The following is a 24740-nucleotide window of genomic DNA, read 5'->3' on the forward strand; positions in this document are numbered from 1 at the left end:
CAACTGCCGATGTTGATTTAGGTTCAAATAAATTGACAAACGTTACAGATCCTGCTTCAGCACAAGATGCAGCTACTAAGAATTATGTAGATACAGCTACATCAAGCATTACAACATTAACCGATGGAAAAATTTATGTGGGTAACGCATCAAATGAAGCTACACAAGTAACTCCTACTGGAGATGTAACCATTACAAATGCTGGTGTAACCGCTATTGGTACTGGTAAAGTAGTAACTGCTATGTTAGCTGATACAGCAGTAACAACCGCTAAAATTACTGATGCAAACGTTACCACAGCTAAATTAGCTGATAACGCCGTAGAAACAGCGAAAATAAAAAATGCTGCAGTTACTACAGCAAAAATAGCCGATGCTAATGTTACCTACGCAAAAATTCAAAATGTCAGTGCTACTGATAAAGTATTAGGTCGCGTGAGTACAGGTGCGGGAGTAATTGAAGAAATCGCAACTACAGGAACTGGGAATGTGGTTAGAGCAACTTCTCCAACATTAGTTACTCCAAATTTAGGAACACCTTCGGCTATTGATTTAACTAATGCAACCGGCTTACCATTAACAACTGGAGTTACCGGAATTCTACCTGAGGCTAATGGAGGAACAGGTTCAGCTACTAAAAACTTTGTGGACTTAACTACTAATCAAACCATTGCGGGTGTAAAAACTTTTTCAGGAACGTCAACTGTAGTGAACCAAAATTTAACAGTAAATGCTGCAGGAACAACGGGTCAGGGAATTATTTTATCTGACGATGGTGATATTGTAGACAATAATGACGGAGCAGCAACATTCCGATTTACTGGTGGTGTAAAAATCAATAATGGTAATAAATCGGCAGGTACAACTACTAATATTACTCTATCAAATACAGGTAACATTACTGCTTCAGGAAGTGTTACAGCAAGTCAAATAACTTCAAACGTAGCCACTGGAACAGCACCTTTAGTAGTGACCTCTACTACACCAGTAGCTAATTTAAACATTGGAGGGAATGCAGCAACTGCTACTAAATTAGCTACAGCAAGAAAAATTAATACTGTTGATTTTGATGGTACTGCTGATATTACAGTTACTGCGGCTGCTGGAACTTTAACAGGAACCACATTAGCTTCTAATGTTGTAAGTTCAAGTTTGACAAGTGTAGGAACTATAGCTACAGGAACCTGGAATGGGACAACAATAGCAATTGCAAACGGTGGAACAGGATCAACAACTCAAAACTTTGTAGATTTAACAACAGCGCAAACAGTTGCGGGAGCCAAAACTTTTAGTGCAAATACTTCCGTTGGAGGCACATTAGGAGTTACAGGAGCAACAACTTTGTCTAGTACTTTGGGTGTAACTGGTAATACTACTATTGGAGGAACAACAACATTAAATGGCAACACGGCCGTAAGTGGATCGAATACTTTGTCAGTTGGATCAGGAGCTACAACTCTAGGAGGAACATTGGCTGTTACAGGAGCTACTACTTTAACAAGTAACTTAGGTGTAACTGGTGATGTTGCTGTAAATACGGATAAATTTAAAATCACAGCATCGTCTGGAAATACTGAGATTGCTGGAACATTAAAAATAGCTGGTGGCTCACCAAGTACAGGAAAGGTATTAGTTTCAGATGCAAATGGTTTAGCTAGTTGGTCTGCCAACAGTAATGGAGGTGCATCTTTAATTTCTGCAACGGCAACTATGGCCGCATCGGATACTTATAATTTGATAGTATTCTCAGGTTCAACAGCTGGACAAACTATAACATTACCAAGTGCTATAACAGTTGGTGCTGGAAGAGAAATTACTATCAAAAACATTGCAAGTGTTTCGGTTTCTGTTGCCTCAACAGCTGGAAATTTAATTTCAGATAGTACTACCACTGGAGCAACATCATTATCTATTGGTGTTGAACCATCTAATAACTGGATTAAGGCCATTTCAACAGGGACTAATTGGATTATTTTAAGAGGCTTATTCTAAGAAAGTATAAAATGAAAAAAGGTATAGGAGTATTGATTTTTGGTTTGGCGTTCTTTACAGGAAATGCCCAAACAGGTATTGGTACTACTACGCCAAGCCCTTCGGCTAAGTTGGAAGTAGCTTCTTCTAATCAAGGTTTTTTACCTCCAAGAATAGCATTAACGGCTACAAATGCAGCAAGTCCAGTGACTTCTCCTGCTACAGGCCTTCTTGTTTACAATACTGCTACAACAGGAACCCCTCCTAATAATGTGGCACCAGGATATTATTATTGGAATGGATCGGCTTGGGTGGCTGTTTTGAGTACTATTACTACCAGTAGTATTTCTGGAAATGGAACAACTACTACATTAACTAATTTTGGAGCAGAAGTAAATACGCAGTCTGGAACTACATACACATTAACAGCAACGGATAATGGAAAAATTATAAGTTGTACCAGTAATAGTGCGATTACGATTACCGTACCTGCATTAACATCTGGGTTTAACTGTTTGATTGTACAAAGAGGAACGGGTCAAATAACCTTGTCTGCCTCAGGTTCTACCATTAATAATCGATATAATTTTAATAAAACAGCGGGACAACATGCAATTATGAGTCTCGTAAGTGTAGCAGCGGGAGTATTTGTTTCTTCGGGAGATATGTCAAATTAGATAGTATATGAAAAAAGTAATTATTTTTATTTTTTCTATAATTAATTTGGGAAGTCATGCGCAAATTATGGCTTCATACCAACCCGTTCACATGCAACCTACTGTTCAATTGGATTATTGGGTATACAACACCCATTCTGGAAATGGTAATACCTCTCAATACCCTTTAGTACCTACTAATATTACTGAAATGAATGCCATATTCAACAGTTCAAATAGTAATACGACTTTAGTACAAACAGGAACTACAAATTCGGCTAAGCTATTAGATTGGCAAAGCACCTCTGAATTGAGTAGTCTTGGCATAAACGTACCTAATGGAGGTATGTACTTTGGAATCCGAATACAAGGAACTTTTATTCCATTAGAAACAGGATGGTATACATTTACATTATCCTCTGATGATGCTAGTGATTTATATTTTGAAGGAAGCTCTGTGATTTCAACCTATAGTGGACAAGCTCTTCAACCTTTAGGAACACGAACAGGTACTTTATATTTGACAGCCGGAGCACGCTATTCCTTTATTACCCGTTTGCAACAAGGAGGTGGCGGTTTTGGATTTAAAATGTATTGGAAATCGCCATCACAAAATAATGCTCCATCATCCTATTCAAGTGTACTTCCTGCGAATACCTATTTCCAATCTTGGACCCAAAATTTGCAAGAATTGGTTTCTGTTCCCTTTATGGATGGAAGTACAGCAGCCAAGGCAGCACCTAATGCAAAATATATTCAGACGGCTTTTAATAATTTTACTGATGGAACGTATTGGATTAATTTACCTTCTGTAGGGCCTACTCAAGTATTTTGTTTGTTGAGCAATGCAGTTGATGGAGGCGGTTGGATGATGGCAATGAAAGCTACTACAGGCACTACATTTAGTTATTCTAGTTCGCATTGGACAACTGTAACCACTTTAAATACTGCCCAAACCAACAGAAATAATGGTGATGCTAAATTTGATACAATGAATTATTTTTATGCTAAAGACATTATGGCATTATGGCCTGATATTCCATGGAATTATGCAGGAAGTACAACAGGTGGAAGTGTGAATACGAATGGAAGTTATGGAAATTGGTGTTGGTTGCAAAATAACTTTAATAATGGCATTCGTAGTACTACAATTAATTTTTTTAATTCAGCTCCCAAATTCTTTTATGGAGATGCGAATAATTTTGCTGGAAAGGGATTGACTTTCTCTTCCCAAGTAGATGTTCGTTTTTATGGATTTAATTATACAGGAGGCAATGGTTCAAATGTTCGTTGGGGCTTTGGATGGAATGAAAATGGAGGAGGATTGTATCCTAATGGAATAGAAGGTTCAAATGACGTTTCTGGAGGAATAGGAATGTCGGGGGTTTTCACCACGGGTATTAATTATTCTGCTGGAGATCAAATTTCCTGTTGTCAAAATGTTACAGGTATTAACCGTTCGGCGCGAGTTGAAATTTATATTCGTTAATATGAGAAAAATATATTTACTTCTATTATTTTTTTGTTTTCAATTAAATGCGCAAACAGGTGTTGGCACTACTACGCCAGTGAATAAATTACAAGTAGAAACCACAACAGCAGATGCCGCTACTTCAGGAACTGCATCCAATGGAAATTTGAGATTAAGTGGTACTACAGGAAGTCATGTTTTGGATTTTGGATTGAGTAATTCCAGCACGTATTCTTGGTTGCAATCTCGTTCTCGTTTGGGTTATGGAACTAATTTTAATTTAGTTTTAAATCCTAATGGTGGTTTAGTAGGCATAGGTAACACCTCACCATCTACAACTTTAACCGTGGGGAATGCGGCAGGAACAATAGGTGGCGAATTACTTTTAAACCCCACTACCACACAATATGAAGGAGGTCAAATTGTATTTAAAAGATCCTTAGAAGGGAGTACAGTAGATTGGACAATTGATCAGTATGGAACAACATCTTCAAATGCTCGTTTTAGAATATTTAATGGGGCAAGTGAAACAAATGGAATCGCCATTTTAGAAAATGGAAATATAGGATTTGGAACTGCCATTCCCACTGCCAAACTTAATTTAAATGGCGGAGGGATAAAAATTTTCTCAGGATTTGGCAATAGCACGTCAAGACCTGGCTTGAATATGAGCACGATAGGAAATTATGAAATTAGAGGTGTAGGTGCAGGTGGTGGTTCTACACAGGGAGATGGAGCTGATGATGGATTTTTACGATTATCAGCAGGTGGTGGAACCAATTCAAATACCCAAGCGTCAATTGATTTAAGTGGATATTCTAACGTCGCTGATATGGGAAGTAATATTGTGATGAGAACTGCTGGAACGGAGCGTTTTAGAATCAATGCCGATGGGAAAATAGGTATAGGGACTTCCAATCCATCTGCTACGTTTCATATTCAAAACGGGAATACTACGGGTGCAACAGATCCTGCTTCTAACACATTACCAAGTATCTATCTTTACAACACGAACTCGGCATCTACTTCAGCAAACTCAATGCTATCAGTTCGTACAACTGGGAGTGGCGGCGGAAGTCCTTATTTATCATTCGATATTTTTGGAGTTCGGGGATATTCTATGGGAATGGATAATAGCGATGGAGATAAATTTAAAATTATCCCCAATTGGAATTTTACGAGTTTGAATAACCCCATTTTAACCATTGATAATGATAGTAGAGTGGGTATAGGAACAGCTTCACCCACAAGAAAATTACATGTTCAAACAGCAGATCAAAATTCTGTTTATATAGAAAGTACAACAAGTGATAACAATGGAATGTTTATTTTAAACGCCAATACCGATCAAAACTGGGGCGCTAACTGGCATGAGTTTGTGTATTTTCAAAAACAAGGAAATGCACTTGGTTGGATAGGAGCTGCAAATAGTGGTACAGGAATAAGTTATAATACGAGTTCTGATTATCGTTTAAAAACAGATTTAAAAAATTATAGTGGACTTGACCTTGTGAAAAAAATTAAAACCTACGACTTTGCCTGGAAAACAAACAGTTCCCGAATGCATGGCGTAATGGCACATGAATTACAAGAGATTTTACCTTACGCGGTAAGTGGAACAAAAGATGCCGAAGATGAGAATGGCAAAATGAAAATCCAAGGTGTTGATTATGGAAGAATAACACCCATTTTGGTTAAAGCCATACAAGAACAAGACGAAATTATCAATAACCAAATGCAACAAATCCAACAATTAAAACAAGAAAAAGATTCTATTGAAAAGAGAGTTACTGATTTAGAGGAATTAATAAAAAAGTTAATAAATAATAAATAGCCATGCGAAATTCTCTATACTTTTGTTTGATATTTGTGTTTTTGGGAGGTAAAGTTACTGCCCAAACAGGTATTGGTACTACTTCGCCAGCATCAAAATTGCATGTAAAATCTAATGGTTCTATTTTAAGATTAGAAGGTTCTGATCATGCTTATATGGAATGGTACCCTCAAGGAACAGTAACGCGTTTTGGTTGGTTTGGATATCCTTCAGCAAATTCAGTTGATTTAACCATATCAAATCAGAGTGCTACAGGAGCTTTTAGTATCAACACCAATAGTTTAGAACGATTTCGAATTAATTCTTCAGGATTAGTAGGAATTGGGACCTCAACACCATCTTCAACCTTAACTGTAGGAAATGCTACGGGTTCAGTAAATGGAGAAATAACAATTAACCCAGCCGCTATTGCAAATGAAGGTGGTCAAATAACTCTAAGAAAATCAGTTAATGGAAGTACCGCAGATTGGATGATCGATCAATATGGAACAAATTCTACCAATGCAAGATTTCGTATTTTTAATTCGTTAGGTGAATCTAATGGTATTGCAATTTTAGAAAATGGAAATATGGGAATTGGAAATATTGCACCTAGTGTTCGATTGCAAGTAGCAGGCGATATCATTGCCAATTCGATTGCGGGTTCCTCCGACGCACGTTTTAAAACTAATATTATTCCTATTGAAAATCCCTTACAAAAAGTAATGCAATTACGTGGGGTTACTTTTGATTGGAAAACTAAAGAATTTCCAAGTCGAACTTTTAGCGAAAAGCGTTCATTAGGATTTATTGCACAAGAAGTCGAAAAAGTTATTCCTGAGGTGGTGCAAACTGAAAATAGCACAGAAGGATTTAAATCGGTTCAATACGATAAAGTGGTTGCCTTGTTAGTTGAAGCGATTAAGGAACAACAACAACAAATTGAACAATTACAACAAAAAGTTAAAGCGTTAACTGAAAAAAAAGGAAATGAAAAATAAAATACTATTTTGTATTTGCATACTATTTTTTAAAATACCTTCTTTGTTTTCTCAGACGGTTACCACAACTGCTGCGCCTACAAATTTCAATTTAACTTCTGCATGGGCATCACCAACCCAAGTTGCAAATGGTGTAACTATACAAAACGGACATACAATAAACGTACCTACAGGAACTATTTTCTATAGTGGTAAAATTGATTTTGTTGGAACAGGAAAACTTCAATTAATTGGAAATGGAAAATGGATGCCAGGACCTGCAATAACGAGTTTAAAAACTTGTAAAGAAATTTTAACATATTATCCAATGTCACCTTCAGGACAATATACTATTGATCCCGATGGAGCGGGTGCTTTACCATCAACCTCTTGCTATTGTGATATGACGACTGATGGTGGTGGATGGACTTTAGTTTTAAATTATTTACATAAATCAGGAACTAATCCAGGGCTTTGGGTAAAAACAAATAGTTTACCGTTATTAGGCTCAACTGTATTGGGAACTGATGAATCAGGTTCAGCTACGACATGGGGACATACGGCGCCGTCATTTTTAAATGCATTTCCATTTACCGAATTACGATTTTATGGGGCAACTTCAGGACATGGAAGAATAATTCATTACAAAACAACTCATGCTAATACAATTTCTTACTTTAAAACAGGATATGGAAGTATGACAGGTGTTAATGGAAGTTTTACAGCTTTAGCAGGACATACTGCATATTTGCCAAATAGTGCCGCTAGTTTCTTTGGTGACCAAGTCAACTATGCGATGACTAATTTTCCTTTTTGGTTAGGCGCTACGTATCATTGGGGAATTAGAGGACAAGATTACCGTTGGGAAATGGATGATTATCCAGCATACGGAGGAAGTGGTTATCAACACAATACTTTTCATCAAATTTGGATCAGATAATTATGAAAAAAGCGTATATAGTACTTTTATTTATAGGTATTGTGGGCAAGGCTCAAACCGGAATAGGCACCACTACGCCCGAAGCTTCAGCAAAGCTAGATATTAGCTCCACAAATAAAGGGCTTTTGCCCCCTCGTATTACATTAACTAGTAGAACTGACAATTCAACTATACCTTCTCCTGCAACTGGTTTATTAGTATATAATACAGGATCGAATCCAAATTTGGTTGCTGGTTATTATTATTGGAATGGTTCTAGTTGGGCTACAATTGCCACAGCAACAGGATCAGGAGTGAGTTCATCGTATGTAAGAGGTTCTCGAACAACAGCTCAAACAACAGGATTAAGTACAAATGGACTTGTAGCTTTTACTCAAGTAGACCAAAGTGCCGGACAAGATATTTCATTAAATACGAGCACAGGCCAAATTACATTAGCAGCTGGTAGAACTTATCGATTACAAGCTCAAGTTCCAACTTTTCAAACCTCAGCCTCCGATGCACGCCCACAATTTGGATGGTATAACGAAACTACCGGTGCTTATATAGGTAGTAGTTCGGCTTCTTATTCTGGTGCAAGCACAGCAGGATATGGGGCAACGGGTGGTATAAGTGATGCTGTAATTACAACCTCTGTACAAACAGTGGTTTCATATAGAATAATGCAAACCTTTAATACCAATCAATTAGGTGGAAACTTAGATTTTTTAAGTACAGGTTCGTATCCTTGGTTCAATATTCAAGTTATTTCAGGAAATCAACCTATACAATCAGATAAAATTGCCCAATTTGTAAACGAATCTGTACCTGTTATTTTAGGAGATATTCAAGTACAAATGGCACCAAATGGCTCATCAAGAAGTTTACAAATAAAAACAACAGGAGCTGGATTTACTGCAATGGTTTCAGCATATGCAACATATAGTGGCTCCTTCACTTATTTTTCGGATATAACCCAAAATGTAGGATCTAATTTTGCGCACATCGGAACTACTTGGAGTTTTGCACAAAATGGAGACGTTGCAGTTTATTATTTACGTGACACCACTAATTTTCGTTTTTATCGAATTACATTAATGGTTGGTTCTAGTTACATTAACAACATGATTTCAATTGAAAAAATCATTTAATGAAATATATTTTAAACATAGTATTATATTTATTTTTTTCTGTAAGTATCTTTGCTCAAACAGGTATTGGTACCACGACGCCACATGCATCTGCAAAATTAGAAGTTAATGCCACAAACAAGGGATTTTTACCGCCACGTGTAACTTTAACGAATGTAACAGATGCTGCAACTATTCCTTCTCCTGCCACTGGGTTGTTAGTGTATAATGTGGGGTCAGCTGGGTTACAAGCAGGTTATTATTATTGGAATGGCAGTAGTTGGTCTACTATTGCAACGGTAGCATCACCTGATCAATCTGTTGATTATATCCAAGCATCTTTGTCGGCTAATCAAAGTTTATCTTCGGCTGGAAATATCAGTTTTAATATATCATCTGGAGCGGGAATCGTTTTAAATAGTGGCGGATTTAATTTAATTGCAAACAAAACCTATAGACTAGAGGCAGCTTTAGGAGGTACATCAGGAGGTTATGCTTACTATGGATGGGTAGATAATACCAATACATTGCTTTCAGGAGGTAGTATAGGTGTGATTATGAAAGCAGGAACGTCCTATACAGATGCCCCACAAGATAAAGCTGTTGTTTATTTTACTCCATCTACTAATACGACAGTTTATTTGAGAGTTCTGTCAGTAAATGGCGGTGTTACTGCTTATCCTCCTAATGCTAACAGTAGTTATTCAAGTACTTGGGCAACAATTCAGCAAATTGGTTCGTCAGCTATTGTGAATCCTTGGGTAATATCTGGAAATAATGTAAACAATACTTTAGGTAATGTAGGTATAGGAACAAGTTCTCCAACTTCAAAATTAAATATTGCTGGTGGTGGGGTGAAATTAGCCTCTGGTTTAGGAAACGCTTCAACAAGACCAGCTTTAAATACTACTTCGATTGGAAATTATGAGATTAGAGGTGTGGGAGGCGGAGCTTCTCAAATTGATGGACAAGATGATGGGTTTTTAAGGTTATCAGCAGGAGGAGGTACAAATGTAATAACACAAAGTTCTATTGATATAAGTGGTTACTCCACAGTTCCAGATATGAGCAATAATATAGTGATGCGAACTGGTGGTTCTGAGCGATTAAGAATTGATCCAAGTGGTAACGTAAATATTACAGGAAAATTAAATATTGGTGATCCTAGTGGAAATGTATCCACCAAACTTACAGGTAGAGTAACCGCAGGAACATTTCTTACGTTTGATAATTTAAAATTTTCTGTTACAACATCTGGCCAAAGAGGACTTTCTATTGCAACGGTATCTGGAACTGTAAATCTTTATGTTGAGGGTAGATACAATAATGGTAACAATGTTATTTATGGAAGTAGAACAGATTCCCCTGTAACTTATACAACGACTCCAAGTGGCTCCCCATTCGGTTGGGGGTTTATTTCATCAGGAGATACTATTGTTTACCATCTAACAGATGCAGACAACAGTAGAATGTACCGCGTAACATTAATAATAATGCCTTCTTATATTAATAACTTCATTTCAATAGAACGATTAATATAATAAGTAAATTATTATCTAACTGCAATTGCAGAAATTTCAACATTCACATTTTTTGGTAAACCTGCCACCTGAACGGTTTCTCTTGCTGGTGCGGTTGCTTCATTGAAATAAGCTCCGTAAATAGCATTTATTTTTGAAAAGTTATTCATATCACTAATAAAAATAGATACTTTTATTACGTTTTCAAAAGTCATTTCAGTAGCTTCTAAAACCGCTTTTAAGTTTTCCATTACTTGTTTAGTTTCAGTTTCAATATTATCTAAAACCAATTCATTAGTTAACGGATTAATTGCAATTTGACCTGATGTATATAGCATATTTCCAACCAAAATCGCTTGATTATAGGGTCCGATTGGTGCAGGAGCTTTTTCTGTAAATATTATTTTTTTCATTTTTTCTATTTATACTTTATACTTATATCCATTTATCTTAATCTTGGATCAGGTAAATTTCTTTTATCCCATTTAATATCACTTAACATAGAAGATTTTATTCCGATAAAGAAATTCCACGATTGATAGACACCAATAGGCACAATGCTAAAACTCATTCGCCAGCTTTCTAAATCTCTTTCAAATCTAAGTTGCGTAAATGAAATTCCTTTTTGTGCAAAATCATATCCAGATGAAAATCCCATTTTCCATTTTACTGCCATATCAATATTTCCAGATACCATTACGGAATTTGTTGTTATTTCCCTCTGACTTACATTATTGCTATACGTTAAAGAATAAGCTATTTGTAAATCCCAAGGAAATTTGTAATTATACAGTTCAGATTGCTGATTTTTTGTTTCATCCTTTTTAAATAAACTTTCATCTTGATTGCTTAAATCAACTGCTGCACCAAACAAATCATCTTTACGACCTCCATTTTGAACTGTTTGTTTTGATTCTTTTTTCCCACCAAACTCATTACTGCTTACAGAATAATTTAAAGTAATATTAGAACTCGTCATTCTCGCTAAACCATTACCATTATTTATGCTAAATTCATTAATTCTTTGGTTATTACTATCTAAATCATATGGGTCAAATCGGGCACCAAAATTAACACCTAATTTATTATCAAATAAAGTAGTTCCTCCAATAAAATTAATGGGCTCTAATTTAAATTCTTCAGCAGTCAAATTATAACTTGTAGAAAAATTAAATTGATTTAATAATGACACTTTCTTAGTTGCTCCTTTTTTACTTGCAGCATCTAGTACTTTTGCTTCTAACGAATTGGAAATTCCAATACCAATTGAATTTGAAACCCCTAAACCTGGAGCACCAAATAAAGTATTTTCAAATCTACTATAACTGATATAGTTGCCTTGATTGTCGGTATAATAATCATAATATCGTTCAAAACTTGGAGTATAACCATATGAAATACTGGGGCGAATTAAATGTCTAAGCGCTTGAATTTTATTAGTTTCTTTAAACGTATATGTTCCATAAATAGTGGTTCCAATACTTGTAGAAAAATTATAAGTTCGATACGAATCAAAACCGTTTTTTCTAACGGTTTCAACTTTATTAGTGGTGGTATTAAATATTTTTTCATTAGTATTAAACACCCAATTTTCTGCAAATGCTGTTCCAGCTGTTACACTAAAATGTTTAAAAATTTTAAAATTTGTAGAAATTGGAATGGTATGTCCTAAACCTGCTATTGCTGTATCAAACATTTGAGATTTAAATAGAAATTCTTCTTTTGTAGAAATTCTATTATCTCCTTTTAATCCATATTGAAAATTAATATTCTGAAAAATTCCTTTTTTTATTCCATCTTGTTTTGCAAATGGAAAAATCCTGTCTACACTCGCATTAAAAGAAGGTAGCGTTAAATTTACAATTTCAGTATTGGTATTTTGATTGTGCGTTACGGCTACAGAAAAATTTACCAATGGAACAATTGGAACCGTTTTAGAATAACTTATAGAAGAGCTCAATGTGTTATTTAAATTAGAACCTACATTTACTAAATTTATAGATTGACGAAAATATTTACTACTTCCAAAATTTACTGAAGACGAAAATCTAGAATTTGCTGAAGCTTTTGCATCTTGACTGTGCGACCACTGAATATTGTATTGGTTAGTTCTGGCGTATCCCGGGAAACCTTTTTCTCCTAAAACCTGATTCTCATACCTAACTTGAAAGTTTCCGCTAAATTTGTATTTTTTTGCATAGGATGTTTCTGAACGAAGTGCATAACTACCATTGGTGTAATAATCTCCTAAAAGTGCTAAGTCATAATAATCACTCAATGCAAAATAATATCCACCATTTTGTAAAAAATAACCCCTATCATTATTTTGTCCGGGTGCTGGCATAATTACTCCAGAAGTGTTTTTATTTGTCATTGGAAAAAATGAAAACGGAACACCAATAGGAGTGGGTACATCTGCAATGTACATGTGGGTTAAACCGGTTACAAATTTCTTTTTTGGTACTAATTTTGCTTTGTAAGCTAAGAAATAGTACTCTGGATTATCTTTATTTTCAGAAGTAGTAAAACGGGCATTTTTAAAAAAAATAACCGAATCATTTTCTCTTTTTGAAACTTCAGATCTTAGAAACATTTCACCTTGTTTGCTTCGAGTGTTCCAAATTTGTGCTTTTCCAGTTTTTGTATTAAATCGAATGGAATCGGGTTCAATAATATTTTCACCTTGTTTAAAATAAGGAAATTGAGAATACACACCAGCACTATCTTTTAATCTACCAGCATATACTTCGTTTTTTTCGTAGTCTAGAACAATAATACCTGATTTTAGAATAAAATCTTGATAATGTAATTCTGCTTCGTTATACAATGTTAACCTTTTTTTTCTTTGATCTAGTCGTTCATAATCTTTTGCTTTACGATTTACTATGCCTTCTAATAATGGTTTTTTTGTGGTATCTTTTTTAACTGTTTTTTTTGATGCAACTATTTCATTTACATTCAGTTGCACACTGTCTTTTGGTGAGGTGTTTTGACTGTAAATTTCTAAATTGCTTACAATTAGAAAAAAAAATAAAAAAACGATATGATTAATCTTTGTACTCAAATCTATAAATACTATTTTTGTAAAAAATGGTTCGGTTTTTGAAGGGTCAAACTTACGTATATTTTTTGTTAAAATTAATTATTTAATAAAATTATAACGTATTTGAAACAACTGAAATTAATTAATCACATATGAAAAAAATACTAGTAGCTATATTTATTTGTTTATCTGTCTTTACAATTGCGCAAGAGAAGAAATTTAAAGTAGTTTTAGATGCTGGACATGGTGGTAAAGATCCCGGTGCAGCAAAAAACGGTTGTATTGAAAAATTAATTGCTTTAGATGTAGTTTTAAGAATTGGTAAAATTTTAGAAGCTTATCCTGATTTTAATATAAAATATACCCGATCTACAGATGTTTTTATTCCTTTAAGAGATAGAGCTAAAATTGCTAATGATTTTGAGGCCGATTTATTTGTTTCCGTACATTGTAATTCTTCAGTATCTCCAAAACCATATGGCGCAATGACTTTGGTTATGGGATTGTCTCGTGCAGGGATGAATTTTGAAATTGCAAAAGCGGAAAATGCGGTAATTTCTTTGGAAGATAATTTCAAAGAAAAATATGAAGGTTTTGATCCAAATAATCCGAATACACAAATAGGACTTCGTATTATGCAAGAAGAAACGTTGATGCAAAGTATTAATTTTGCAAGTACGGTACAAAGTTATTTTAAAAATTCTTTGCAAAGAAAAGACTTAGGTATGCACCAACAACCGCTTTGGGTTTTAGATGCTACTGTGATGCCAGGTGTTTTAATAGAATTAGGTTTTTTAAGTAATTTAGAAGAATCTAAATATATGAAATCGGAAGAAGGTAAATCAAATTACTCTCAAATTATTGCACGCTCAATAATTGAATATAAAAATAATGTAAGAGGCACAAATACACCTACAAATGTATTACAAATTAAAGAACCAGTAATTGTTGAAGAATTCCCTATTGTGGAAACTGTTGTAGCTACATCTAAAGTAGTTGACGCAGCTCCAGAACCATTTATACCAGCTGAGTTAGCCTATAAAGTACAAATTAGTTATAGTACAAAGAAACTTGATTTGACGCCGGAAAACTTTAATGGTTTAGCAAATGTAACCATGATTGAAGTTAATGGAGGATACAAATATTTTTATGGTCAAGGAAGTTTAGAATCTTGTAAAAAATTTCTAGCTGAAGCCAAACAAAAAGGATTTGCATCTGCTTTTATTGTTGCACCAAATTAAACTTATGAAAAAATCGATAGTACTTTTATTATGCTTGTTTTCTGTATCATTTCATGCGCAAACTAAAAAATTCAAAGTAGTTTTAGATGCAGGACATGGAGGTAAAGACTATGGTGCTACCTATCATGGTAATATAGAAAAGAAGATTTCACTTAATACGGTTCTTAAAGTTGGAGAAATTTTATCTAAAGAATCAAATATAGAAGTAATTTATACCAGAAAAACAGATGTTTTCATTGAATTAAACGAACGAGCCAATATTGCTAATCGTTCAAAAGGACATTTATTTGTTTCTATGCATTGCAATGCAAATGACAATCAGGAAGCATCAGGAAATGAAACCTATGTTATGGGGGTTACCCGAAATGCAGCCAATTTGGAAGTAGCCAAAAAAGAAAATGCCGTTGTTACTTTAGAAAGCGATTATAAAATAAAATATGATGGTTTTGATCCAAAATCTCCAGAATCCGTAATGGGAATTTCAATCATGCAAGAAGAAAATATTCAGCAAAGTATAGATATTGCTGGAAAAGTGCAACAAGCGTTTACAAAATTTACGACAAGTAAAAATAGGGGAGTAAAACAAGCCGGATTTTTAGTTTTACGAAAAATAATTATGCCTCGTATTCTTATTGAAATGGGATTTGTATCCAACAAACCAGAGGGCGCTTTTTTAAATTCAGAAGACGGACAAAATAAATTAGCGGGAGCTATCTCTAAAGCTATTTTAGAATATCGAGATGATTTTTTTAAGACCGAAACGGGTACTACAGTTAAGAAAGAAGAATCCAAAAAGGCAACAGTTAAAAAAGAAGATCCAAAAAAGGTAGATCCAAAGAAAGTAGATTCGAAGCAAACTTCAGAAAATAAAACAGCTGTAGATGGTGTTACTTTCAAAATTCAAATTTCGGCAAGTGCTAAAAATTTAGAAACGTTACCAAAAAACTTTAAAGGATTAAATAGCATTTCCGTTGAAAAAGGAACTACTATTTATAAATATTTTTATGGAAATACGACATCGTATTCAAAGGCAAAACAATTGCTAGAAGAAGCGAAAGCAAAAGGGTATACTTCTTCATTTATTGTGCCTATAAAAAATGGTAAAAAAATTAAATTAAGCGAGGCAATCAAATAAATAATGTTATTTTTGTGTCTTTATAACGCAAAACAAATTTTAATTGTTGTTTTGTGTAAAAGCAATCACCAAATCTAAAGTAAAAGTATATTTAGCCCATATGAAAATCACAAAAGAAATTAAAGTTGCTGTTTTAGTTATTTTATCAATAGTATTGTTTTACTGGGGTTTTGCGTTTCTAAAAGGTAAAAATTTATTTGATTCGAGCACTAAATTATATGCGGTTTATGATAATGTGGCGGGTTTAGTTGTTGCAGCACCTGTGACCATAAATGGATTAAATATAGGAAAAGTAAATACTATTGAAATGATGCCTGATGGTAAAATGAAAGTAGAGTTAGTAATTACGAACGAACAAATTAATATTGCCAAATCTAGCATAGCTCAAATTATGGATTCTGGATTAATTGGTGGAAGAGAAATCGCAATTATAAATAACTTTTCAGATACCAATTATGTTCAATCTGGTGATAAACTTAAAACATCTAATAAATTAGGTTTAACAGATGAACTTGCCAATCAAATCGGTCCTGTAAAAGATAAAGTAGAAGTTTTATTAGAAAATGCAAATAAATTAATCGAAAATTTAAATGCTACTTTAGATGCTTCAACGCAACAAAAATTAAAAGCTTCAATTGCTTCTTTAGAATTAACAATGTCAGAATTTAGCAAAATTTCTAAAAATGCAAATGAAATTTTATCAGAAAATAAATCAAAACTAAATACAACTTTATCTAATTTTGAAAAATCATCTAGTAATTTAAATTCTATGACCACTTCTTTAGAAAAGGCCAATCTAGCTGCAACAGTCAAAAAACTAGAAGCTACGTTAACCAATGTTAATGGGATTATGGCTAATTTAGAACAAGGTAAAGGTTCAATGGGCAAATTATTAAATGATGATTTGATGTATACCAACCTAACAAAAACATCAAAAGAACTGGAATTACTTTTGCAAGATTTACGTTTAAATCCAACTCGTTATGTAAATGTGAGTGTTTTCGGTAAGAAAAACAAACCCTATGTAGCTCCTGTGGCAGAACAAAATATAGAACAACCTAAAAACTAAATTTATGAGTTTTTTATCAAATATTATTTTTGCAGTTACTCTTTTTATAGGTGTTGGCTTTTTTGCAAAAAATGTAAAAAAAATAATACGAAATATTAAATTAGGACAGAAAGTAAACCGAACTGATAATGCTTCATCAAGATGGAAAAATATGGCATTAATAGCGTTGGGACAAAAAAAAATGTTTACCAGACCTATTCCTGCTTTACTGCATTTTACCTTATATGCTGCATTTATTATCACTCAAATTGAGTTATTAGAAATTATTGTAGACGGACTATTCGGAACACACCGTTTTTTTAAAACAGGTTTAGGTGGATTTTATACGTTTTTAATTAGTTTCATAGAAATCCTTTCTTTATTAGCTTTAGTGGCTACTTTGGCCTTTTTATCTAGAAGAAATTTATTAAAATTACCACGTTTCAATAAAGCCGAAATGTTAGGTTGGCCAACTAAAGACGCCAACTTAATACTAATAATGGAAATTGTTTTAGTAGCTTGTATTTTTACGATGAATGGAACTGATGAAGTTTTATATTCATTAGGAAAATCTCATTATGAAGGAACAGGTTCTTTTAATTTTGCCATTTCTCAACATTTAGGACCCGCTATTTTCGGCGGAATAAGTGAAAGTGCCTTACATATTTTAGAGCGAGTAGGATGGTGGGGACATTTTTTAATGGTACTAGCTTTCTTAAATTATTTATATTTTTCTAAACATTTACATATTTTATTAGCGTTTCCTAATACTTATTTTGCCGATTTAAATGCAAAAGGAAAATTTGATAACTTAGAAAGTGTTACAAATGAGGTAAAATTAATGATGGATCCAAATGCCGATCCGTTTGCTGTTCCTGCTAATCCAGATGAAGTTCCTGCAAAATTTGGTGCTTCAGATGTTCAAGATTTAAATTGGGTGCAATTGTTAAATGCTTACACTTGTACAGAATGTGGGCGTTGTACATCTTCATGTCCTGCGAATACTACCGGTAAAAAATTATCACCACGTAAAATCATGATGGATACGCGTGACAGATTAGAAGAAGTTGGAAAAAACATTGATGCTAATAATGGTGTTTTTGTTCCAGATAACAAATCGTTGTTAAATGACTACATTACGCCAGAAGAACTTTGGGCATGTACGTCTTGTAACGCTTGTGTAGAAGAATGTCCAATCAATATTAGTCCACTATCTATTATTATGGATATGAGACGTTATTTAGTGATGGAACAAAGTGCCGCACCAATGGAATTAAATGCCGTAATGACAAACATTGAAAATAACGGTGCACCATGGCAATACAACCAGCAAGATAGACTAAACTGGAGAAACGAAGCGTAGTGAATACCAATTACAATATCAATAAAAAATACAACAACGACAACTACAAAATGAGCATGAAAAAAGAAGAAATTGACGGGAAATTACAAGAATTAAAAGTAAATGGTGAGCATTTAAGTCCCGTTTTACCTGAAGGAATTAAAAATTATCTTATAGATATTGATGGAACCGTTTGTGATGATATTCCTAACGAAGAGCCAGAAAGAATGGCAACAGCAAATGTTTATCCAGATGCCTTAGAAACACTAAATAAATGGTATGATGAAGGACATGTTATTTTCTTTTTCACGTCTCGTACCGAAGAGCATAGAGCCGTTACAGAAACTTGGTTACAACAACATGGATTTAAATATCACGGAATGGTAATGGGAAAACCTCGTGGAGGAAATTACCACTGGATTGATAATCATTTAGTAAAAGCAACTCGATACAATGGAAAGTTTACAGATTTAATTGAAAAAGATGTAACGATCCAAGTTTTTGATGATGAATTGAGTAACTAATTTATTTAAAATAATAATTTTGATAGAAAATACCTTAAACCATAAATAGTATGTCTGAAAATTTAGTTGTTCCTACAATGGCCGAGATGATGGCACAAGGGCAAACTCCTGAAGTTTTATTTTGGGTAGGCTGCTCGGGAAGTTTTGATGATAGAGCCAAAAAAATAACTAAAGCGTTTGTTAAGATTTTAAACAAAGCCAACGTTCCTTTTGCGGTTTTAGGTACAGAAGAAAGTTGTACTGGCGATCCTGCAAAACGTGCTGGAAATGAATTTTTATTTCAAATGCAAGCCATGATGAACATAGAAGTCATGAATGCCTATGAAGTAAAAAAAATAGTTACCGCATGTCCACATTGTTTCAATACCATTAAAAATGAGTATCCAGAATTAGGTGGTAAATACGAAGTAGTACATCATACAGAATTTTTAAAATCATTATTAGATTCAGGACGACTAACTATTGAAGGCGGACAATTTAAAGGAAAACGCATTACGTTTCACGACCCTTGTTATTTAGGTCGTGCTAATAATCTTTACGAAGCCCCAAGAGATTTAATTACTAAATTAGATGCGGAGCTAGTTGAAATGAAACGTTCTCGCGCTAACGGATTATGTTGTGGTGCTGGTGGTGCTCAAATGTTTAAAGAACCAGAAAAAGGCATTAAAGACATCAACATCGAAAGAACAGAAGATGCTTTAGAAACGCAACCTGAAATTATTGCTGCTGGTTGTCCATTTTGTAACACCATGCTAACGGATGGTATCAAAAATAAAGAAAAAGAAGGCTCTGTTCAGGTATTGGATATTGCAGAATTAATTGCAAATGCGCAAGATTTATAAAAACCATGTACACACCATTCGAAAATTTACCAGAAGATTCTAAAATTTGGATTTACCAATCGAACAGAAAATTAGCTGACGATGAAGTAACTGCTATAACTTCTAAATGTCAAGAATTTGTTGAAAACTGGGCAGCACACGGCACAAGTTTAGAAGCTTCCTTTCTTTTAAAATATAACCGATTTATTATTTTTGCAGTGAATCAAGAAGTGCAAAACGCCACAGGTTGTTCTATAGATGCTTCTGTGCATTTTATTCAACAATTAGAACAAGAATTTCAAATAGAATTGCTTGATAAAATGAATGTTACCTACAAAATGGGAGAACACATTGCACATAAAACGCTTATCGATTTCAAAAAAATGGCAAAGGAAAAAGCCGTTACTTCAAAAACTATTGTTTTTAATAATTTAATAAATACAAAAGGTGAATTTGAAGAATTTTGGGAAGTTCCTGCCGAAGAAAGTTGGCATAGTAGATTTTTCTAAAAAAAATAACTAACTTTGAAAATCATCAGAAATTTGAAATTTTGATGGTTTTTTTATTTATTTACATTTCATGAAGTACTATATATACATCACTTTATTTCTCACCACTTTAGGTTTTGCGCAAAATAAAATGAACACGCAATCCCAACAAGTTTGGGTGGATAGCACTTATAATTCACTTTCTTTTGAAGAAAAAGTAGGGCAATTGTTTATGATTGCAGCCTACTCTAATAAAAACGAAGCCCACGCACAAGATTTAGATAAATTGATTACCAAATATAAAGTGGGTGGATTGATATTTTTTCAAGGAGGTCCAAATCGTCAAGCAAAATTAACCAATCGTTTTCAAGAAAAATCGAAAATCCCAATGCTTATTGGTATTGACGCAGAATGGGGTTTGAGTATGCGAATAGATTCTACACACACGTATCCATGGAACATGACTTTGGGCGCGATTAAAGATAATTTGTTACTTGAAAGAATGGGTATGCAAATGGCAGATCAATCGAAACGCTTGGGTATTCATTTTACTTTTGGTCCCGTTGTGGATATTAATACCAATCCTAAAAATCCAATTATCGGAAATCGTTCTTTTGGTGAGACCAAAGAAAATGTGGCAGCAAAAGCAGTGGCTTACATGCGCGGGTTGCAATCTTATGGTGTTTTTGCCACAGCTAAACATTTTCCAGGACATGGCGATACTTCTACAGATTCTCATCATGCTTTACCTACCGTAGATTTTTCAAGAGATAGAATAGAAGAGGTAGAATTATATCCGTACAAAGAACTAATTAAAAATGGATTAGCCAGTGTGATGGTGGCGCATTTAAACGTGCCAAGTATCGAACCGCGTGAAAATTTTCCTTCTTCGTTATCTGAAAAAGTGGTGACGGATATTTTAAAAAACCAATTAAAATTTGAAGGATTAATTTTTACAGATGCTTTAAATATGAAAGGTGCCAGTAATTTCAAACAACCTGGCGATATAGATGTAGCTGCTTTTTTAGCGGGTAATGATGTATTGTTATTTGCAGAAAATGTTCCTGTTGCGATTGAAAAATTCAAACAAGCGTTTGCAGATAGTTTATTTACAGAAGAAAGATTGGCACATTCTGTAAAGAAAATATTAAAGTATAAATACAAAGCTGGATTAAATAATTATTGTCCCATAGAATTTCAAAATTTATATGCCGATTTAAATAAGAAAGAATACAAAGCATTAAATTTAGAAATGTTTGAAAGTGCTGTTACTGTTCTAAAAAATGAAGACGATATTATTCCAATCAAAAGACTTGATAAAGAGAAAATAGCTTATGTGAAAATTGGTGACGGCGATGCCATAACATATATAGAAAAACTAAAAGAATACGCCCAAATTGATGTAATTACGACTAAAAATTTAGATTCACTTTTAGTGGAAATTGATGGGTATTCTAAAGTTATTGTAGGCTATCACAAACCAGAAGGGATTTGGAAGAAAAACGAAATGACGTTTAACGAAATCAATTGGATTGATAAAATTTCAAAACATAGCAAGACCATTGTTACTTTTTTCACAAAACCCTATTCGTTATTACGTATTCCTACTTTTGATGAAACAGAAGGATTAATTGAAGCGTATCAAAACAATTCATTTTCTCAACTTGTAGCTGCAGAAATTTTATTTGGTGCCAAAGAAGCGAAAGGTGTTTTGCCTGTTTCCATTAAGAAAAACTTTTGTGAATCGGATGGGTTGAAAACTAAAAATCTTAATCGTTTAAGCTTTGCTTATCCAGAACAAGTGAATATGAATTCGGAGATTTTGGCTAAAATTGATGAAATTGCTACTTCAGCTATTAAAAATAAAGTAGCGCCAGGAATGCAAATATTGGTGGCTCGTAAAGGAAAAGTGGTGTACAGAAAAGCGTTTGGATCGCCTACTTACGATACTGTTCAGCTAGTAAAAAATACCGATTTGTATGATTTGGCTTCGCTTACTAAAATATTAAGTACGCTTCCAAATTTAATGAAGGATTACGAAAAAGGGAATCTTTCATTCAACAGTACATTATCGCAATTACTTCCAAATTTTAAGAATTCTAACAAAGCAGATATTACGGTTTTAGACATGTTAACGCATCAAGCTAAATTACCAGCTTGGACGCCTTTTTATATAAAAACATTAGATTCATTAAAAAAACCAAGTCAAAAATATTATCAAACTACACCTTCTGATAACTTTCCATTACAAGTTTCAACTAATTTATATTTAAGAAAAGATTATACGGATACGATTATAAATATCATAAAAGAAGCACCGTTATTGCCTTCAAAACAATATAAATACAGTGATTATGCTTTTATTTTATTTAAAGAATATTTAGAGAAATTTCATCATAAAAGCTTGGATAAACTTTCAGATGATAATTTTTATAAAATGTTGGGTGCAAATTATACTTCATACAATCCATTAGATAAATTTGAATTAGCAACCATTATGCCTTCAGAAATTGATTCCTATTATCGATACGACACCATTCAGGGTTATGTGCATGATATGGCTGCCGCTATGCAAGGCGGAGTTGGTGGACATGCAGGTTTGTTTTCTAATTCGTTAGATGTTGCTAAAATTATGCAAATGTATTTACAAAAAGGGACTTATGGTGGCCATACTTATTTTTCAAAGGATACATTTGAAGCATTTAATACCTGTTACTTTTGTGCAACTGGAAATAGGCGAGGTGCTGGTTTTGACAAACCTCAAATAAGTGGCGAAGGTCCTACTTGTGGATGTACTTCAAAAGCAAGTTTTGGACATACGGGTTTTACTGGAACTATGGTTTGGGCAGATCCTGAAAAAGACTTAATTTATATCTTTCTATCAAATAGGAGTTATCCGGATGGAAATATTAATAAACTTTCAAAATTAAATATTAGAGAAAACATACAAAAAGTAATTTACGAATCGATAACGGATTAATTATGACTTCAGCTGCAAAAACTGTGGAAGAATATATGAATAATCTTCCAGAAGACAGAAAAAAACCAATGGAATTGCTACGAAATGTCCTACTTAAAAACACACCAAATGGTTTTGAAGAGGGTATGAATTATGGTATGATTGGCTATTATGTACCGCATACAATTTATCCAAAAGGATACCATTGTAAACCAACTGATCCATTGCCTTTTATCACATTTGCATCCCAAAAAAACACCATCAATTTCTACCACATGGGAATCTATGCCAATAAAGCACTTTACGATTGGTTTGTGGCGGAATATCCTAAACACAGCACTCTCAAATTAGACATGGGTAAAAGTTGTATTAGATTTAAAAACTTCGATGAAATTCCTTTTGAATTATTGGGTGAATTGGTTACAAAAATATCAGTTTCAGATTGGATTGAAACTTATGAAGCGGCATTTGTAAAGAAATAATAATAACAAAATAAATTTCAAACGTCTTTAAAAAAGAATTTGAAATTTCAACAACATATATAAATGAAAATAGCAATGGTTTGTTATCCTACCTTTGGTGGGAGTGGCGTAGTGGCTACAGAGTTAGGCTTAGAACTAGCAAAAAAAGGACATGAAATTCATTTCATTACCTATAAGCAGCCTGTGCGATTATCATTATTAAATCCGAATATTTATTTTCATGAAGTAAATGTTCCTAACTATCCATTGTTTCACTATCAGCCTTATGAATTGGCCTTATCTAGTAAATTAGTAGATATGGTAAAATTATATAAGATTGATGTGTTACACGTACATTATGCTATTCCTCATGCTTATGCGGGATATATGGCGAAACAAATGTTAGTCGAAGAAGGTATTTCACTTCCGATGATTACGACACTTCATGGAACCGATATTACTTTAGTTGGAAATCATCCATTTTATAAAAGTGCGGTGACATTTAGTATTAATAAATCCGACTTTGTAACTAGTGTTTCTAATAGTTTGCGCGAGGCTACGTATCGTTTGTTTGATATCAATAAAGAAATTCATGTGATACCGAATTTTATTGAAATTGAAGAAACCCTTTTAGAAAATAAATCTATTTGTCAGCGTTCTGTTTTGGCGCCGTCTAATGAAAAAATAATAACCCATATTTCTAACTTTAGAAAAGTAAAAAACATTCCTGATGTTGTAAAGGTTTTTTATAACATTCAGAAAGAAATTCCATCCAAATTAATGATGGTAGGGGAAGGGCCAGAGAAGATTGTTGCCGAAAAATTATGTGAAGATTTAGGAATTTCAGATAAAGTCATTTTCTTTGGAAATAGTAACGATATCAACCAAATTTTAAAGTATTCTGACTTATTTTTATTACCTTCAGAAACAGAAAGTTTTGGTTTAGCAGCATTAGAAGCTATGTCATTTAGTGTGCCCGTAATATCAAGTAATTCTGGTGGTATACCAGAAGTAAATGAGGAAGGTGTTTCGGGTTATTTAAGTCCTGTTGGCGATGTAGAAAGTATGAGTAAAAATGCCATTTCAATTTTACAATCGGAAGACACGTTACTTCGGTTTAAAAAATCAGCTTTTGAAGTAGCCAAAAAATTTGATATTAAAAATATTCTTCCTTTGTATGAAGAATTGTATAACAAAGCTATTAATTTAGAGTCTTAAT

20 protein-coding genes are annotated in these 24740 nt (G+C 33.7%); 18 read left to right on the forward strand and 2 right to left on the reverse strand.

The features are described from left to right. The 8 genes from ACIQZ1_RS04890 to ACIQZ1_RS04925 all read left to right on the forward strand — a co-directional run. Window positions 1-1991: beta strand repeat-containing protein (locus ACIQZ1_RS04890; protein WP_396159595.1), on the forward strand; the 1991-nt coding region annotated here is incomplete at its 5' end. Between the two features lie 11 nt (window positions 1992-2002). Next, complete coding sequence (locus tag ACIQZ1_RS04895; RefSeq protein WP_396159597.1) at window positions 2003-2647, forward strand: hypothetical protein; 645 nt, start codon at window positions 2003-2005, stop codon at window positions 2645-2647. A 7-nt stretch (window positions 2648-2654) separates the two neighbouring features. After that, the gene (locus tag ACIQZ1_RS04900; protein ID WP_396159600.1) at window positions 2655-4115 is read left to right on the forward strand and encodes a PA14 domain-containing protein; all 1461 of its coding nucleotides are present in this window, start codon (window positions 2655-2657) and stop codon (window positions 4113-4115) included. A gap of 1 nt (window position 4116) precedes the next feature. Beyond that, entirely contained in the window at window positions 4117-5931 is a 1815-nt protein-coding gene (locus tag ACIQZ1_RS04905) for a tail fiber domain-containing protein (protein ID WP_396159602.1), read from the forward strand. A gap of 2 nt (window positions 5932-5933) precedes the next feature. After that, window positions 5934-6911 (forward strand): tail fiber domain-containing protein, encoded by a 978-nt coding sequence (locus ACIQZ1_RS04910; protein ID WP_396159604.1) that lies wholly within the window; start codon window positions 5934-5936, stop codon window positions 6909-6911. Continuing rightward, entirely contained in the window at window positions 6901-7830 is a 930-nt protein-coding gene (locus ACIQZ1_RS04915) for a fibrinogen-like YCDxxxxGGGW domain-containing protein (RefSeq protein WP_396159606.1), read from the forward strand. Before ACIQZ1_RS04910 ends, ACIQZ1_RS04915 begins: the two co-directional genes overlap by 11 nt. Window positions 7831-7832: 2 nt before the next feature. After that, the gene (locus tag ACIQZ1_RS04920; protein WP_396159608.1) at window positions 7833-8960 is read left to right on the forward strand and encodes a hypothetical protein; all 1128 of its coding nucleotides are present in this window, start codon (window positions 7833-7835) and stop codon (window positions 8958-8960) included. Continuing rightward, entirely contained in the window at window positions 8960-10480 is a 1521-nt protein-coding gene (locus tag ACIQZ1_RS04925; RefSeq protein WP_396159610.1) for a hypothetical protein, read from the forward strand. The genes ACIQZ1_RS04920 and ACIQZ1_RS04925 overlap by 1 nt, the downstream gene beginning before the upstream one ends. Before the next feature lie 11 nt (window positions 10481-10491). Here ACIQZ1_RS04925 and ACIQZ1_RS04930 read toward each other — a convergent pair whose 3' ends face one another. Continuing rightward, window positions 10492-10872: a RidA family protein gene (locus tag ACIQZ1_RS04930; protein WP_396159612.1), complete on the reverse strand. Its 381-nt coding sequence runs from the start codon at window positions 10870-10872 to the stop codon at window positions 10492-10494. A gap of 32 nt (window positions 10873-10904) precedes the next feature. Continuing rightward, on the reverse strand, window positions 10905-13523 hold the full coding sequence (locus ACIQZ1_RS04935; protein ID WP_396159614.1) for a putative LPS assembly protein LptD: 2619 nt from the start codon (window positions 13521-13523) through the stop codon (window positions 10905-10907). A 131-nt stretch (window positions 13524-13654) separates the two neighbouring features. Here ACIQZ1_RS04935 and ACIQZ1_RS04940 point away from each other — a divergent pair, with 131 nt between their 5' ends. The 10 genes from ACIQZ1_RS04940 (at window position 13655) to bshA (ending at window position 24739) form a co-directional block, all read left to right on the forward strand. Continuing rightward, window positions 13655-14743, forward strand: coding sequence for an N-acetylmuramoyl-L-alanine amidase (locus ACIQZ1_RS04940; protein WP_396159616.1), 1089 nt, complete (start codon window positions 13655-13657; stop codon window positions 14741-14743). Window positions 14744-14747: 4 nt separating this feature from the next. Next, window positions 14748-15878 carry an N-acetylmuramoyl-L-alanine amidase gene (locus ACIQZ1_RS04945; RefSeq protein WP_396159618.1) on the forward strand — a complete coding sequence of 377 codons (1131 nt, stop codon included), beginning with the start codon at window positions 14748-14750 and terminating at the stop codon, window positions 15876-15878. Window positions 15879-15978: 100 nt separating this feature from the next. After that, window positions 15979-16947 (forward strand): MlaD family protein, encoded by a 969-nt coding sequence (locus tag ACIQZ1_RS04950; protein ID WP_396159620.1) that lies wholly within the window; start codon window positions 15979-15981, stop codon window positions 16945-16947. Window positions 16948-16951: 4 nt separating this feature from the next. Beyond that, window positions 16952-18289 carry a 4Fe-4S dicluster domain-containing protein gene (locus tag ACIQZ1_RS04955; protein WP_396159623.1) on the forward strand — a complete coding sequence of 446 codons (1338 nt, stop codon included), beginning with the start codon at window positions 16952-16954 and terminating at the stop codon, window positions 18287-18289. Between the two features lie 56 nt (window positions 18290-18345). Continuing rightward, complete coding sequence (locus tag ACIQZ1_RS04960; RefSeq protein ID WP_396159660.1) at window positions 18346-18792, forward strand: HAD family acid phosphatase; 447 nt, start codon at window positions 18346-18348, stop codon at window positions 18790-18792. 50 nt (window positions 18793-18842) lie between these two features. After that, entirely contained in the window at window positions 18843-19634 is a 792-nt protein-coding gene (locus ACIQZ1_RS04965; RefSeq protein ID WP_396159625.1) for a (Fe-S)-binding protein, read from the forward strand. Between the two features lie 5 nt (window positions 19635-19639). Next, on the forward strand, window positions 19640-20122 hold the full coding sequence (locus ACIQZ1_RS04970) for an ABC transporter ATPase (RefSeq protein WP_396159628.1): 483 nt from the start codon (window positions 19640-19642) through the stop codon (window positions 20120-20122). Between the two features lie 70 nt (window positions 20123-20192). Then, entirely contained in the window at window positions 20193-23081 is a 2889-nt protein-coding gene (locus tag ACIQZ1_RS04975; protein ID WP_396159630.1) for a glycoside hydrolase family 3 N-terminal domain-containing protein, read from the forward strand. A gap of 2 nt (window positions 23082-23083) precedes the next feature. Continuing rightward, entirely contained in the window at window positions 23084-23542 is a 459-nt protein-coding gene (locus ACIQZ1_RS04980; protein ID WP_396159632.1) for a DUF1801 domain-containing protein, read from the forward strand. A 63-nt stretch (window positions 23543-23605) separates the two neighbouring features. After that, on the forward strand, window positions 23606-24739 hold the full coding sequence (bshA, locus tag ACIQZ1_RS04985; protein ID WP_396159633.1) for an N-acetyl-alpha-D-glucosaminyl L-malate synthase BshA: 1134 nt from the start codon (window positions 23606-23608) through the stop codon (window positions 24737-24739). Window position 24740 lies beyond the last annotated feature (1 nt).

The sequence above is a fragment of the Flavobacterium sp. genome (assembly GCF_044341185.1).
Classification (GTDB): domain Bacteria; phylum Bacteroidota; class Bacteroidia; order Flavobacteriales; family Flavobacteriaceae; genus Flavobacterium.